Raw genomic sequence first — 14,984 nt, forward strand, 5'->3', positions numbered from 1 at the left:
CATTGGCAAAAGCAAGCAGTCAAGGTTTAACGGGAAGACAAAAAGCGGCAATTCTGCTAATCACGATGGGGCCGGAAGTATCTGCTCAAATATTCAAGCATTTGCGTGACGAAGAGATTGAGCAACTTACATTGGAAATCGCCAATGTGCGGAAGGTCGATGCAACGGAAAAAGATTCGATTATGGCTGAGTTTCATCAAATTTGTTTGGCTCAGGAGTACATTTCCCAAGGCGGCATCAATTATGCCAAAGAGATATTGGAAAAGGCACTCGGGTCGCAAAAAGCAGTTGAGGTCATTAACCGTCTGACGGCGACGTTGCAGGTGAGACCGTTCGATTTTGCCCGCAAGGCTGATCCAAACCAGATTTTGAACTTTATACAGAACGAAAATCCACAGACGATTGCTCTCGTGCTCTCGTACTTGCAATTTGAGCAGGCGGCGGCGATTCTGTCGTCCCTGCCACAGGAAAAGCAGGCTGAGGTGGCTCGGCGTGTCGCTGTAATGGACAGCACTTCGCCGGAAGTCATTTCACAAGTGGAACGTGTGCTGGAGCAAAAGCTGTCAGCAACCGCGACGCAGGATTACACGAATGCAGGTGGTATCGAGTCCATTGTTCAGATTTTGAATGGGGTAGACCGAGGGACCGAACGCACGATCCTCGACTCGCTTGAAATTCAGGACCCTGAACTGGCCGAGGAAATCAAGAAAAGAATGTTCGTATTCGAGGATATCGTCAATGTGGACAACCGTTCCATTCAACGTATTATCCGCGATATCGACAATGCCGATTTGCAGTTGGCGCTTAAAGTGTCCAGCGAAGAAGTACGCGATGTGATTTTCCGAAATATGTCGAAACGGATGGCAGAAACCTTCAAAGAGGAAATGGAATATATGGGACCGGTACGGCTGCGTGATGTGGAAGAAGCGCAGACTCGCATCGTATCGACGATCCGCAGATTGGAAGAGGCCGGTGAGATTATAATCGCACGCGGCGGAGGAGATGACATCATTGTCTAACTTGATCAAATCTTTCCAATATGTGCCTGTTGAAGCTTTGAAAACCATTGATGTGGCACATACGTATGCGCCAGAAACGTCGGACGAGGAAGTCACAACTGAACATATGGAGCCGGAACCACAGAGAGATTACGAGACTGAACGGCTCCGGGATGAAATGCTGAATGATGCCAAGGATTTTGCCGAACGGCAGGTTCGTGAGGCGGCTGAAGAAGCGGAACGGATGCTTCAGGAGGCGCAGCAGCAGATTGAAACCTGGTGGCAGGAACGCCGTGAGCAGGACGAGCAGTTAACAGAGTCCTTAAAGGCTGACGGGTTTCAGCAAGGCTATGAGGAAGGCCAAAAGTTGGCTGAGGCCGAGCTTCAGGTGAAATCGGAACAGATGATGGCAGAAGCGCAGGATATTTTGCGTCAGGCCTATGAGACCAAGGAGCAATTGATTCAGGAGGCTGAGCCTTTTCTGGTCGAGCTGAGTAGTTCTATTGCTGAGAAAGTTATTGAAAAACAGCTTAGTATTGAGCCTGAATATACCATTGAGCTCATTCGTAAAAACTTGGCTCGTAAGCGGGAAAAAGGAACAATTACACTGTGTGTGTCGCCTCAGCATTTCGCATTTGTGCAAGGTGCACGCGAAGAATTGTCATTAACTGTCGATTCGCAGGCAGAACTGCAAATTATTCCTGATGGAACTGTGAAGGATCGCGGCTGTGTTATTCGTTCTTCCTTTGGAAGTGTGGATGCACGGATAGATACACAACTGGCTGAGATCAAAAAGGAACTGCTGCGTCTGGCACATGAGAACGAGGAGCGAAGACATGAAGGGGCTTAATGCGCAGCGCTACATGGATCATTTGCGACAATTAGACCCGGTTCGGGTAAACGGCAAAGTGACACAGGTTATCGGTTTGATGGTGGAATCGGAAGGTCCGGACGCCAGTATTGGGGATGTTTGTTACATTTATCCGGGTAAAACGGCTAAGCCACTGCAAGCGGAAGTTGTAGGCTTTAGAGACAACAAGGTACTTTTGATGCCGCTCGGAGAACTGCAATCCATTGGTCCCGGCTGTGATGTCGTAGGAACAGGAAAGCCATTGAACGTGCAGGTGGGATCGGAGCTGTTAGGCAAAGTGCTGGACGGTTTGGGCCAACCTTTGGACGGTTCGTTGATTCCCTCACGGATGGCGAGATACTCGACCTTCAACATTCCATCGAATCCGCTGAGTCGCCCGCGTGTGCAGGAGCCGATCAGTATCGGTGTACGAGCCATTGACGGATTGCTTACCATCGGTAAAGGACAGCGGGTCGGTATTTTCGCAGGCTCCGGTGTAGGTAAGAGTACCCTAATGGGAATGATTGCCCGTAATACGGAAGCAGATGTGAACGTAATTGCTCTGATCGGGGAACGTGGACGCGAAGTGCTGGACTTTATTGAACGGGATTTGGGTCCGGAAGGGCTTGAACGTTCAGTAGTCATCGTGGCAACTTCCGACCAACCCGCGTTGATCCGTATTAAGGGTGCGCTCATTGCAACGACGATCGCTGAATACTTTCGTGATCGCGGATTGAACGTCATGCTGATGATGGACTCGGTAACCCGGTATGCGATGGCGCAACGTGAAGTAGGATTGGCAGTCGGTGAGCCACCGGCGATGAGGGGTTATACCCCTTCTGTATTCGCCAGTTTGCCCAAGTTGCTGGAGCGTGCGGGAACCGGGCCTACAGGTTCCATAACCGCTTTTTATACGGTGCTGGTCGATGGTGACGACATGAATGAACCCATCGCGGATGCGGTGCGCGGGATCTTGGATGGGCATATTGTGCTCAACCGGGGGATAGCGAATAAAGGACATTTTCCTGCAATTGATGTGTTAGCCAGCATTAGCCGGGTCATGAAGGATATTGCACCACGTGACCAGATTGACGCTGCCGAGAATATTAAGCGCCTGATGGCGGTTTATAAAGATTCAGAGGACCTGATTAACATTGGGGCTTATCAGCAGGGTTCGAATGCAGAAATTGACGAATCCATGGATCGCATACGGGATATATGGGATTTTACAAGGCAAAGAACGGATGAAAAGGTTGAGCTGGACGAGGTTCGTGAGCGTTTGATTTCTGAATTTACGAGGAGATGAAGGTTGAACGATGAGATTTCAGTATTCCTTTCAGAAAGTTGTAGACTTGAAAACCAACGAAAAGTCACAGGCCGAATGGTTGCTTTCCAGTGCTGTCGGACAATTGCAGGCTGAGGAGCAGACATTGATACAGCTATTAGGCGAAAGGAATCGGGTCATATCAGCCATTCAAAAGGCTGCCGAGGATTGCGCGCCGCTCTCTACCATTCAGGAATTACAGACTTACGTCAATCATCTGGATCAATGTATCACACGCAAGCATAGGGACGTTCAATATGCGCAGCAAAATGTGCAAAGCAAACAAACCGTTTTGACCGATAAAATGCTGGATGAACAAGTTTGGCTGAAAGCGAGAGAGAAGGCCAACGTGAAATTCCAACAGGAAATGCTCCTGCGCGAGCAGAACGAGCTGGATGAAATGGCTTCCGTGAGATTTGCCATGAAAGCCCGGTAAGCGGAAAGTCACAGGATACGCATATCAGCTGCCTGAGGAGGAAGACGATGGCACGGAATTTAGCAGAAAATGAACTGGATATGGATTTGGAAAAAGAGTCAGGCGGGGGATTTGAACGGTTTATGTTTTTCCTGATTCCGATTGTTTTTACAATCGTTCTGGTCGGGGTCCTGCTTACGCTGTTCAACATGGATTTCAGAAGTGAAATGATTTCATTGGGAAACAAGATTCCGATTGTGAAGAATTGGATTCCTGAACCGAAAGACAAGGTTGCCAAGAGCAAAGAGGCTGATCAGAAAGCCCAGTCCCAAAGCTCCGAAGCCACTATCCAGCAGCTTAAGGCAGATTTGGCCAAGCAGACAGAAGAACTTAAAAAGGCTAGTGATGCCAAAACGACTCAGGATAAAAAGGTTACAGAACTGCAAAATCAGGTTAGTACGTTGCAAACGCAACAGGAACAACAGCCGCAGTCCAGTCAGCAGGGACAGACACAGACAGGTACGCAAGCGGCAGACGGAACAGCGAATGAAGACCCATATGTAAAACAGGCCAGAGACCTTGCTTCCATGTATGAAGGAATGACGGCAAGTAAGGCAGCACCGATTATGGAAAACTTGACCACCGAAGAAACGGTACAACTGCTAAGCTACATGGACCCTGCGAACAGTGCGAAGATTTTACAAAAGATGGATGCTAAAAAAGCAGCCGATATCACGATGGCTCTGAAAAACGTAACGCCATCTACCGATTTGTCGTTGGCTGCGTTGCAGTCCCGCTTGAAAAAGGACCAAAGCACGGCAGCGGGAACAACGAGTAAAAGCCTGCAAAACACTCAAATTAGCAGTACATTCGCTTCCATGGACAAGAAAAGTGGTGCCGAGCTTATTTTACAAACTTACAAAATCAGTCCGGACAAGGCATTGAACATATTAAATACAGTAGATGATTCGACACGTGCCTCTTTACTGCAAAATATGTCTGCGAAGGATGCTGCACAGACGGCGAAAATTTTGAACAAGCTGATGGGCAGCAAGTGATTTGAATGAAGGGAGGTGAAAAAATAAATGACACTTATTTCTCAAAGTGTATCTCTCAGCAGTTCCAGTCAGACGGCTGGTAGCACAGCTAGTACAGCGACAACTTCAACAGCAGGGACGGCAGCAGCAGGAGCCACAGGCGGTGCTTTTAATCAGACGCTTACGCAAATGATGACTGGCGGGCAAACGGGTTCTACAAGCACAGATGCTGGGAAATCTCCATTAGTTATGGTGCTGCCGTTGATTGCTGCCGGAGAATCGACAGAAGCTTCAGCAGAACCGCTTGTTGAGACATTGGCTCCATTACTGCAAAATCTTGAAAAGCTGGATGATCAGGTAACAGCTGATCCAGCCTTGTTTGCAGCTCTCCAGTCGTGGGTTCAGCAAGTACAGCAGCTTTTAGGCGGTGGAGCGGAGCAGCAAACAGACGGGGCAGGAACGAATGAGGCGACAGGCTTAACGGCTTTGGCAGCTCATCCGGCTACCATTCGGTTTGCATTACAGGATGCTTTGTCACAGCTTGCAAATGTAGCGAATCAGGCTACGGGAGACCAAAAGTCCCAGATTACACAGCTGTTACAATCGCTTCAAAATACGACGGCTGGTACGGGAGCTATTTCCGATGAGCAGTGGACCGGCGTACTAAAAGCTGTGGAGCTTGCTGATGGCGCAGATTCACAAGCAGTTCAGCCTTCCGCGAATCGGGCGAATGGCACTCAGACATTAACGGCTGTTTCTACAGACAAACAGGTTGTTGCTACTGAGCAGCAGACGAGTCAAGGTGGGACAAGCCAGCAAGGTACAGAAGGACAACGTTCATCAGCAAATATTCATGTTCAAGCCGCTGTTAAAGCCACTCCAACGGATGAAACTGGTGCAGTAGTAGACGTAACCGAGCAGTCTGATCCGGCAGCGACCGACAGTCAAACTTCTGTGATTACGACCGCAGGCCAGCTTTCGGTGCAGACGCAAGGCACAACTCCTTCCGCTCCGGCGCAGCCTGTTGTACATGTACGACAATTTGCTAAGGAAATGACGGAATTTGTAGTGCAAAAGCTTGATATCGTGAAACATTCTGGGTTAACGGAAGCGACTATCATGCTTCGCCCAGATCATTTGGGACAGCTGGAAGTTAAACTGACGATGCAGAATGGGCACTTGGTCGCCCAGTTCATGACTGAGCACAGTGGAGCTAAGGATTTGCTTGAACAGCAAATGTCACAGCTGCGTGCAAGTCTTCAAAGCCAGGGTATTCAGGTAGATAAAGTGGAAGTGACGCAAAATGAATCACTCTCTTCCCACATGTATCAGGATGGCCGTGGATCAGGTGCAAATCAGCAGCAACAATCCGAGCAACGTTCCAAGTCGCGGAGTAGAGAAGAAGCCGAGGATGCTCTAAAGGTAGCTGAAATGGCGGAGGAACTCCGCAATTGGACAGCAGAACAACGCACAGATGATGTAAATCGGACAGGCTCCTTTACAGCACAAGCGTAGCATGGAGGTGAGAACACAATGACGACTGCGGACAATAATGTATCCACCAGTAACGTCTGGCCAAACTACAACGTGAATAACGTCAAAACGGCAAGCGCCAAGGATACCAAAACGATGGGTAAGGATCAATTTTTGAAAATTTTGATTACCCAGCTCCAAAACCAGGACCCAATGCAGCCTCTGGAAGATAAGGAATTTATCGCGCAAATGGCGCAATTTTCTTCCGTGGAGCAGTTGATGAACATTTCTACCCAGTTGAATACGTTGGGACAGTCTTTAGGAATATCCTCCGGTTTGATTGGAAAAGAAGTCAGTTGGATTGAGGCTGGTAAAAAGGATTCGCTTACGGGTGAAACGGGTGCAGGTGCGGTGAAAAGTGGAATCGTGGATTCCATCGTTATTCGTGACGGTGTACAGTATGCCAAAATCGGAAAGTCAGAGGTAGCCCTGAAAGATGTGACATCGGTAAGCCAGGCTCAAACAACGGCTTCCTCGGCAGGGACAACGGATACTACAACTTCTTCCTCTACTGGAAGTGGTGAGACACGTGAATGACCGAATAACGGTCGGATGTCTTTTTCCCGCCAATGTCCCTCCGGCAGCAATCTCGCAGAACCGGGTAAATACGGTACCTAAGGATGGTAGACCATTCGGACAGGTGTTGCAGGATCAAGTACTCAAGCTGAGCAACCATGCAGCAAAGCGTTTGGAGCAGCGGGGGATAGAGCTGAGAAGTGACCAGATGGCGAAGATTAACTCCGCTGTGGATAAAGCAGCTGCCAAAGGCGCCAAAGAATCATTGATTTTAATGCAGGATATGGCGTTGATTGTAAGTGTGCCCAACCGGACAGTAGTTACCGCGATGGATAAGCAATCCATGCAGGATAACGTATTTACGCAAATTGATAGTGCCGTTATTATTTCATAGAAAATTTAGCAAGAAGTGGCTGGCCCGAGCAGGAAAGCCATGAAGAAGCCGCGGATCGACTGATGCGGTTAATCGAGCAAGCATTCAGAGGAGGATTTATACTCAATGTTGAGATCAATGTATTCGGGTGTATCGGGTATGAAGGGCTTTCAAACAAAGCTGGACGTTATCGGTAACAACATTGCAAACGTAAATACAACAGGCTTCAAGTCCAGCCGTGTCATGTTCAAGGATATTTTGAGCCAAACAAGTTCGGGTGCAAGTGCGCCGGACGGAACGACTACTGCGGGACAAAATGCCAAGCAGGTCGGTTTAGGGGTATCGGTCAGTTCGATTGATACACTTCATCTTCCAGGTAGTGCTATGACTACGAACAATCCGACAGATTTGCGGATTAACGGTGACGGATTTTTCCTGGTCAAAATGAATGATGCACAGGAAGTTCCTTATCTGACTCGCGCGGGTGATTTTCACGTGGATGCGAACCGAAATTTGGTTACCTCAGATGGCTTTTTCGTAGGAGACGCGGGTGGGGATCCGATCACACTTGCTGACAATGTTACATCGTTCTCTATCTCGCAGGACGGTACGATTGTACAACAATTGGATGATGGCACCGTGGACAATGGCACGCAAATTGGTATAGCCAGAGTGACAAACCCCGAAGGCTTGGAGAAAATCGGAGGTAGCTTGTACCGTACCACTGTTAACTCCAACATTGATGCACTTGAGCCTGGAGTAGCTAATTCGGAGGGCCGGGGCGCTATCATTGCGGGCCAGCTGGAAATGTCCAACGTCGATTTGACAGGTGAATTTACCGAAATGATCGTGGCGCAGCGCGGCTTCCAGGCGAACTCGCGTATCATTACGACCTCGGATGAAGTGCTTCAGGAAGTTGTAAACTTGAAACGATAATCGCATCTAAACGCGGGGAAGTAAAGGCTTCCCCGCTCCTATCAGGAGGTTGGTGTTACGATGATCCCGTTAACGCGGCTGAACGGCTCGCCTATGTGGCTTAATGCTCTGCTCATTGAGACTGTGGAGGAAACGCCGGATACATACGTCACTTTAGTGACGGGGAAACGGTTGATTGTATTGGAAAAAGCGGCAGATGTCGTCTCCTTGATCAAGGGTTACAGCCGTGAAATCGGCATACATGCCGCCACGATAAAAGTGCAACAAATGGAGGAAGACGAATGAAAAAGATGCTGCCATGGCTCATTACAATTTTACTCGCGATTACTTTGATTGCAGGTGCGGCCTTTGTACTTATACCAGCGCTTAGTGGGAAGAAGTCGGAAGCCACTCCAAATGCGCAAGCCGCTCAAGCAGAACAGCTTCCCCGACTGTCAGCAGATGAATTAGTGGAAGTGAGTTCTGAAATTACTGGTATCAAAACAAATTTGGCAGACGCTGATTATATTGTCCAAATGAACCTTTCCTTTCAATTAAACGATGCTAAAGCAAAGGAATCTTTTGAAAAAATCAAGGACATCAGTATCAAGCCAATCGTTATTCAATTACTTGCAGACACCAAGCCTGATGAGCTCAGAACAGCTAAAGGCCGGGACCAATTCAGTGACAAGCTGACGGATCTCATCAACAAGTCGCTCCCTGAAGGTCACCTGGGGAACGCCAAAATTACAGACTTTTTGCTGGCAGCCATTTGATTCCAGGTGAACTTGTCAGAACATGTAAGGGGGTGAATAACATTGGTGGATGTAATGTCGCAAGGGGAAATTGATGCCCTTTTAGCAGCTCTATCGTCCGGTGAAATGGATGCGGAAGAACTTAAAAAGGAAGATACCCAAAAGAAAGTTCGCGCTTATGACTTCAAAAGAGCGCTTCGGTTTTCCAAGGATCATATTCGGAGTTTGACGCGGATACACGAAAATTTTGCGCGGTATCTGACCACTTATTTTTCAGCACAGCTCCGGACGTTTGTCCAAATTAATGTCGTTCAGGTGGAGCAGCTTCCTTATGATGAATTCATTCGCTCCATTCCAAAAATGACCATTTTGAACATTTTTGAAGCCGAGCCGCTGGAAGGACGCATGGTGCTTGAGGTTCACCCGAACGTAGCTTTTGCAATGCTGGACAGGCTTCTCGGAGGAACCGGATCAGCGCCGTCCAAGGTTAACGCGTTGACAGAAATTGAGACGACAATCATGGAGCGGATTTTTAGTCGTACCTTTGACAGCCTGCAAGAGGCTTGGAAAACGGTATTGGATATTGAACCGCGTTTGGAGGCAATGGAAACCAATCCGCAGTTTATGCAGATTGTTTCACCAAATGAAACGATTGCCCTAATCTCACTTAGTACCAAAATTGGTGATACCACAGGGATGATTAACCTTTGTATCCCGCACGTGGTATTGGAGCCGATTATGGCTAGACTGTCCACGCACCAGTGGTTTACATCCGAAAAGAAATCAAGGGCGCCTGAAGAGATTGACGCCTTGAGATTACGGGTCACGAAAGCGCAACTTCCCATTATTGCCGAGCTAGGTGAATCCCGAATAAATGTGGCCGAGTTTTTGGGCCTTTCGGTGGGGGATGTCATTTCATTGAACAAACCCGTCAAGGAAGGGCTCTCCATCCGGGTGGGCGAAAAACTGAAATTCTTGGGAAGTCCCGGCATGGTAAAAGATCGTGTTGCCGTACAGATTGATGAAATTGTCAGCGAAGGAGTTGAAGAAATTGACGAGTAAAGACTATTTGTCCCAGGAGGAAATTGATGCCCTGCTGAAACAGTCTGAAGCGGGCACGGATTCTACTCCCGCCAACAAGACCGTTGACGATTTTCTGACTCCTCTGGAGCAGGATGCTCTCGGAGAGATCGGTAATATTACGTTCGGCAGCGCAGCGACAGCTCTTTCCACACTGCTCGGTCAAAAGGTTGATATTACAACCCCTAAAGTTTCAATTATTACCCGTTCTGAATTCGAAACAACTTTTCCTAAGCCGCACGTAGCGGTACATGTGAATTATGTAGATGGATTTGAGGGTATTAACTCGCTCGTGATCAAAAAGCGTGATGCGCAGGTCATAGCGGATTTGATGCTTGGCGGTGAAGGAAATCCGGTAGATGAAGAATTGAATGAAATTCACATCAGCGCTGTGCAGGAAGCGATGAACCAGATGATGGGTTCGTCGGCAACCTCAATGTCTACTATGTTTAACCGATTTGTTAATATTTCTCCACCTGGAATTGATATTTTGGATCCCATGCATGGTGATGGAGTATCCAGCCTGCCAGACGAACAGACGTTGATTACAGTATCCTTCCGTTTGTTGATCGGTGACCTGATTGACTCTACATTGATGCAACTGTTGCCTGTGCATTTCGCTAAAAAGATGGTGAGCATTCTGATGAATGGCGGAGAGGAAGATGAGCAACCGCAAGCGTCGGCACAGCAAGTAGCTGCAACGACTGCTCCAGAAGTGCCGCAACAAACCGAGATTCCGCAACAGCAACCCGCACCAACGTATCAACAGCCGCCTGTAGCCGCACAGGTGCCTGTCCAGACGCCGCAGGATGCAGGTTATGGACAGCAACCGCCTATGTACCCTCAAGACCCTGGATACGGTCAGCAGGGAGCGCCAGGTTATGGAATGCCTGGAGGTGTCCCACCGCAGGCCCCTTATGGAGCGCCTCATCATTATGGTTCGATACCGGGGCGAAATGTAAATGTGCAGCCTGTACAATTTTCAAACTTGCAGTCCGGTGCATTTGCGCAAGTGGATGAAAACAATTTAAATTTATTGATGGACATTCCCCTTAGAGTCACCGTAGAATTAGGAAGGACCCAAAAGCAAATTAAAGATATTCTAGAGCTCTCACAAGGTTCAATTATTGAACTGGACAAGCTTGCTGGGGAGCCAGTAGACATTCTGGTTAACAACAAACTGATTGCCAAAGGCGAGGTTGTCGTAATCGATGAGAACTTCGGCGTGCGTGTGACGGATATTGTAAGCCAATGGGACCGTATTCAAAAATTACAATAATAGCATAATTTAGGGAGGATTTATTTCAGATGGCAAACCGTATTTTGATCGTGGACGATGCTGCATTTATGAGAATGATGATTCGGGACATCCTGTCCAAAAATGGATATGAAGTAGTAGGAGAGGCCCAGGATGGATCACAGGCTATTGAAAAATTCAAGGAACTTCGTCCGGACCTGATTACGATGGATATTACGATGCCCGAAATGGACGGCATTGCCGCTCTGAAGGAAATCAAAAAAATTGACGCGAACGCAAAGGTCATTATGTGTTCCGCGATGGGTCAGCAAGCGATGGTTATTGATGCTATCCAAGCAGGTGCAAAAGATTTTATTGTTAAGCCTTTCCAATCGGATCGGGTTATCGAAGCCATCAACAAAACACTGGGTGTGTAAGGCGCATCCGGTATGGATACACAACAGGGTGCCTCTGACGCATTGAGTACATCCAGCAATATAGGCAACATTGCCTGGGTCCTTTTCGTGCTGATCTTTATCATCGTACTGATCGTGTACTTGATACGGTTTTTGAGTAAAAGAAATCAGAGCTGGTTCAGCAACCGCTCCGTTCGCATACTGGGAGGCGTGGGGCTGGGCCCTAACAAATCCCTTCAGCTTGTTGAAGTTGGCAGCAGTGTGTACCTCATTGGTGTGGGAGAAGATATCCGGCTTGTTGACAAAGTATCCGATCCTGAAGAAGTGGAGCAAATTTTGGCCGCACTGGAGCAGGAAGCTTCTCTGCAGCGCGGCCCGATTGCCCCGCTATTCGCTAAAATTGCGGATAAGCTTCGCCGGAACACCGCGGCACAGCAGCAGTCTGAAGAGGAAACGTCTTTTCACGAGATGTTCGAATCCAAGCTTCGGCAGATGCCGAATCGTAAGGATAAACTCGAAAAGCTGCGCAATGAGGAGAATACTACAGATCGGTCGGGAGATTCATGAGAAAAAAGATTATACTTGCATGTTTGCTGCTTGTCTTGTTCAGCTTCATTTCGGTGACGGCGGCCTCTGCGGAACCGATTCCGAACATTGATATTCAAGTCGGCAACTCGGATAAAGGACAGCCCGGTGCCACCTCGCTGTCTATTATTTTACTTATTACTGTCATCAGTGTAGCGCCCGCGTTGCTTGTGCTTATGACGAGCTTTACGCGAATTGTGATCGTGCTGGGCTTTGTTCGCACCTCGCTGGGGACTCAGCAGATGCCACCTAACCAGGTGCTTGTCGGGCTGGCTCTGTTTCTTACCTTATTCATTATGGCACCGACGTTCTCAGCTATGAACGAAACTGCCCTCCAGCCGTATCTCAAGGGGGATTTGACACAGTCTCAGGCGCTGGACAAGGCTGCGGTACCCATCAAGACCTTTATGTTCTCTCATACACGGGAGAAGGATCTACTGCTCTTTATGAAATACACCAAGATGGAAAAACCGAAAAACTACCAGGATATTCCATTAACGGTGATGGTTCCGGCTTATGCCATTAGTGAGTTAAAGACAGCATTTCAGATGGGTTTCATGATCTTTATACCATTTTTGGTTATTGACATTGTGGTGGCGAGTACGCTCATGGCTATGGGGATGATGATGCTGCCGCCGGTGATGATTTCGCTTCCTTTTAAAATACTGCTGTTTGTGCTCGTAGATGGTTGGTATCTGGTCGTCAAATCATTGCTTCTGAGCTTTAACACATGAATATTTCCCGCAGGGACAGCAATCAAGGAGGACGGCAATGACTTCGGAGTTTATTATTTCCCTTGCCGGACAAGCGGTGTACACAGTGCTTAAAGTTAGCGCTCCGATGCTGATTTTGGGACTGGTCGTCGGTTTGATTATCAGTATTTTTCAGGCGACAACCCAAATTCAGGAGCAGACTTTGGCATTTGTTCCGAAGATTGTCGCCGTATTACTGGCATTGCTCTTGTTCGGACCTTGGATATTGACGACATTAGTGGATTTTACGTTTAACATTCTGGACAATCTGTACAAATATATAGGTTAGGCTGAAGTTATGGACATGTTGTTACAGAGTTTTCCTGTTTTTTTGCTGATTTTTTGTCGGATTACCTCGTTTTTTGTAGTAGCGCCTATATTTTCAACCCGAGGAGTACCTAGTACCTTTAAGGTCGGGATTTCCGGATTTCTCGCATTGATTGTGTATCTCACTTATGGTACGCATCAGCAAGTACCGACGGATGCAGCGTATGTGCTGTTGGTAGGTCGCGAGGTGCTGATTGGATTGTTGCTGGGTTTCACCGCTTATTTATTCATGACAGCGATCCAAACCGCAGGTTCCTTTATTGATCTTCAGGTGGGTTTCGGGATGGCAAGTGTGTTCGACCCGATGACAGGAGCTTCGTCGCCTCTAACGGGGAATTTCAAGTTTGCCATAGCCGTGTTGCTCTTTTTAAGTTTAAATGGGCATCACCACCTGATAACCGCTATTTTATACAGTTATGATTGGGTGCCGCTGACAAATGATTTTTTTGTAAAGCTGTATGGAGGTAGTGTTACAGAGTTTCTGGTACGTTCCTTTGCTGAATCCTTTTTGCTGGCTTTTCAAATTGCGGCTCCTATAGTAGTAGCTACTTTTTTAACGGATGTGGGACTCGGATTTTTGGCTAAAACGGCTCCGCAGTTTAACATTTTTGTTATTGGCGTGCCGCTCAAAATTATTGTCGGGCTGTTCATGTTACTGCTTCTGATGCCGAGTTTTGCTTTTATCTTCGAAAAATTGTTTACTGTGATGTTCGAATCCATGCGCAACTTGTTGGATATTATGGGCAACCGTCCTTAATATCTGGTTTGGAGGAACGTAGTTTGTCATTTAAATATGCTATGAACCTGCAGTTGTTCTCAGGGGAAAAAACGGAAAAAGCCACACCCAAAAAGAAACAGGATGCTAGGCAAAAGGGGCAGGTTGCCAAAAGTATGGAGTTGCCCGGGGCGGGCGTCCTGCTGGTAACGTTTTTCTGCCTTATGATTTTCGGCGGGTATTTCAAGGATCATGCGGTTCGCTTGTTTCGGGATATTTTTGTAAATCGGTTAACGATGGAAGTAACGCCGAACACTACAATGCTGATGATGGGTGAGTATGGCGTGCAAATCATGATTATGCTGGCTCCTATTTTTGTTGGGGCCATTGTCATCGGGATCGTGGCAAATTACATGCAGATCGGTTTCTTGTTAACTGGAGAGGGGATTACGCCCAAGTTTAGCAAGATTGACCCGATTAAAGGATTTAAAAATATTTTTTCCATGCGGTCACTGGTCGAATTCCTCAAATCTGTTTTAAAAATGTCCGTGATCGGCTATCTGGTGTACGGCGTGCTCTGGAAAACAAAAGCAGACTTACCCAAGCTGGCCGAAATGTCCGGTGACCAGATGTTGAGCTTTACGGCATCATTAACCATGGAGCTGGGACTCAAAATTGGTGTGGTGCTGTTCGTTTTAGCAATATTGGATTATATGTATCAACGCTATGAGCATGAGAAAAATCTGAAAATGTCCAAACAGGACATCAAGGATGAATATAAGAAAATGGAGGGTGACCCGCTGATCAAAGGGAAAATTCGTGAACGACAGCGCCGAATGGCTATGCAGCGCATGATGCAGGAAGTTCCCAATGCAGATGTCATCATTACCAACCCTACGCACTTTGCTGTGGCTTTGAAATATGACGGTTCGGAGATGGATGCGCCGCAGATTATTGCGAAAGGGCAAGATTACGTAGCGCTCCGAATTAAGGAAATTGCCAAGCAAAACGGCGTTATAACGATGGAAAACAAGCCGCTGGCACGGGCGCTGTTTCAAAGAGCCGAAATCGGGGATGCCATTCCAGCTGATCTGTTCCAGGCTGTTGCCGAAGTGCTGGCGTATGTATATAAATTAAAAGGTAAAGTGAAATAAAG

19 protein-coding genes are annotated in these 14,984 nt (G+C 47.5%); all 19 read left to right on the forward strand.

Annotated features, from left to right (window positions below; all coding sequences use genetic code 11):
• Positions 1–2 precede the first annotated feature (2 nt).
• The 19 genes from fliG (at position 3) to flhB (ending at position 14,982) form a co-directional block, all read left to right on the forward strand.
• Positions 3–1,019: a flagellar motor switch protein FliG gene (fliG, locus tag ABIA61_RS01685; RefSeq protein WP_283655626.1), complete on the forward strand. Its 1,017-nt coding sequence runs from the start codon at positions 3–5 to the stop codon at positions 1,017–1,019.
• Positions 1,012–1,848, forward strand: a complete 837-nt coding sequence (locus ABIA61_RS01690; RefSeq protein WP_283655627.1) for a FliH/SctL family protein — start codon at positions 1,012–1,014, stop codon at positions 1,846–1,848. Before fliG ends, ABIA61_RS01690 begins: the two co-directional genes overlap by 8 nt.
• Positions 1,835–3,154 (forward strand): flagellar protein export ATPase FliI, encoded by a 1,320-nt coding sequence (gene fliI, locus ABIA61_RS01695; RefSeq protein WP_283655628.1) that lies wholly within the window; start codon positions 1,835–1,837, stop codon positions 3,152–3,154. The genes ABIA61_RS01690 and fliI overlap by 14 nt, the downstream gene beginning before the upstream one ends.
• A gap of 10 nt (positions 3,155–3,164) precedes the next feature.
• Positions 3,165–3,608 carry a flagellar export protein FliJ gene (gene fliJ / locus ABIA61_RS01700; RefSeq protein ID WP_283655629.1) on the forward strand — a complete coding sequence of 148 codons (444 nt, stop codon included), beginning with the start codon at positions 3,165–3,167 and terminating at the stop codon, positions 3,606–3,608.
• A gap of 47 nt (positions 3,609–3,655) precedes the next feature.
• Positions 3,656–4,645, forward strand: coding sequence for a magnesium transporter MgtE N-terminal domain-containing protein (locus tag ABIA61_RS01705; RefSeq protein ID WP_283655630.1), 990 nt, complete (start codon positions 3,656–3,658; stop codon positions 4,643–4,645).
• Between the two features lie 27 nt (positions 4,646–4,672).
• On the forward strand, positions 4,673–6,139 hold the full coding sequence (locus ABIA61_RS01710) for a flagellar hook-length control protein FliK (protein WP_283655631.1): 1,467 nt from the start codon (positions 4,673–4,675) through the stop codon (positions 6,137–6,139).
• An 18-nt stretch (positions 6,140–6,157) separates the two neighbouring features.
• Positions 6,158–6,694 carry a flagellar hook capping FlgD N-terminal domain-containing protein gene (locus ABIA61_RS01715; protein WP_283655632.1) on the forward strand — a complete coding sequence of 179 codons (537 nt, stop codon included), beginning with the start codon at positions 6,158–6,160 and terminating at the stop codon, positions 6,692–6,694.
• Positions 6,687–7,067 (forward strand): TIGR02530 family flagellar biosynthesis protein, encoded by a 381-nt coding sequence (locus ABIA61_RS01720; protein ID WP_283655633.1) that lies wholly within the window; start codon positions 6,687–6,689, stop codon positions 7,065–7,067. The genes ABIA61_RS01715 and ABIA61_RS01720 overlap by 8 nt, the downstream gene beginning before the upstream one ends.
• A gap of 105 nt (positions 7,068–7,172) precedes the next feature.
• A complete protein-coding gene (flgG, locus tag ABIA61_RS01725; protein WP_134910131.1) occupies positions 7,173–7,982 on the forward strand; it encodes a flagellar basal body rod protein FlgG in 810 nt (269 codons plus the stop codon).
• Positions 7,983–8,042: 60 nt separating this feature from the next.
• On the forward strand, positions 8,043–8,267 hold the full coding sequence (locus ABIA61_RS01730) for a flagellar FlbD family protein (protein ID WP_014281086.1): 225 nt from the start codon (positions 8,043–8,045) through the stop codon (positions 8,265–8,267).
• Positions 8,264–8,737 carry a flagellar basal body-associated FliL family protein gene (locus tag ABIA61_RS01735; protein WP_014281087.1) on the forward strand — a complete coding sequence of 158 codons (474 nt, stop codon included), beginning with the start codon at positions 8,264–8,266 and terminating at the stop codon, positions 8,735–8,737. The genes ABIA61_RS01730 and ABIA61_RS01735 overlap by 4 nt, the downstream gene beginning before the upstream one ends.
• A 42-nt stretch (positions 8,738–8,779) precedes the next feature.
• Entirely contained in the window at positions 8,780–9,778 is a 999-nt protein-coding gene (gene fliM, locus ABIA61_RS01740; RefSeq protein ID WP_137062728.1) for a flagellar motor switch protein FliM, read from the forward strand.
• Positions 9,768–11,075, forward strand: coding sequence for a flagellar motor switch phosphatase FliY (fliY, locus tag ABIA61_RS01745; RefSeq protein WP_283655634.1), 1,308 nt, complete (start codon positions 9,768–9,770; stop codon positions 11,073–11,075). The genes fliM and fliY overlap by 11 nt, the downstream gene beginning before the upstream one ends.
• A gap of 29 nt (positions 11,076–11,104) precedes the next feature.
• Positions 11,105–11,470: a response regulator gene (locus tag ABIA61_RS01750; RefSeq protein ID WP_014281090.1), complete on the forward strand. Its 366-nt coding sequence runs from the start codon at positions 11,105–11,107 to the stop codon at positions 11,468–11,470.
• 12 nt (positions 11,471–11,482) lie between these two features.
• Positions 11,483–12,016 (forward strand): flagellar biosynthetic protein FliO, encoded by a 534-nt coding sequence (locus tag ABIA61_RS01755; protein ID WP_283655635.1) that lies wholly within the window; start codon positions 11,483–11,485, stop codon positions 12,014–12,016.
• The gene (gene fliP / locus ABIA61_RS01760; RefSeq protein ID WP_134910122.1) at positions 12,013–12,768 is read left to right on the forward strand and encodes a flagellar type III secretion system pore protein FliP; all 756 of its coding nucleotides are present in this window, start codon (positions 12,013–12,015) and stop codon (positions 12,766–12,768) included. Before ABIA61_RS01755 ends, fliP begins: the two co-directional genes overlap by 4 nt.
• Positions 12,769–12,805: 37 nt before the next feature.
• Entirely contained in the window at positions 12,806–13,075 is a 270-nt protein-coding gene (gene fliQ, locus ABIA61_RS01765; RefSeq protein ID WP_014281093.1) for a flagellar biosynthesis protein FliQ, read from the forward strand.
• Between the two features lie 9 nt (positions 13,076–13,084).
• Entirely contained in the window at positions 13,085–13,870 is a 786-nt protein-coding gene (fliR, locus tag ABIA61_RS01770; protein WP_283655636.1) for a flagellar biosynthetic protein FliR, read from the forward strand.
• Positions 13,870–14,982: a flagellar biosynthesis protein FlhB gene (gene flhB, locus ABIA61_RS01775; RefSeq protein WP_283656245.1), complete on the forward strand. Its 1,113-nt coding sequence runs from the start codon at positions 13,870–13,872 to the stop codon at positions 14,980–14,982. The genes fliR and flhB overlap by 1 nt, the downstream gene beginning before the upstream one ends.
• Positions 14,983–14,984 lie beyond the last annotated feature (2 nt).

The sequence above is a fragment of the Paenibacillus sp. RC21 genome (assembly GCF_044907935.1).
GTDB lineage: Bacteria > Bacillota > Bacilli > Paenibacillales > Paenibacillaceae > Paenibacillus > Paenibacillus terrae_A.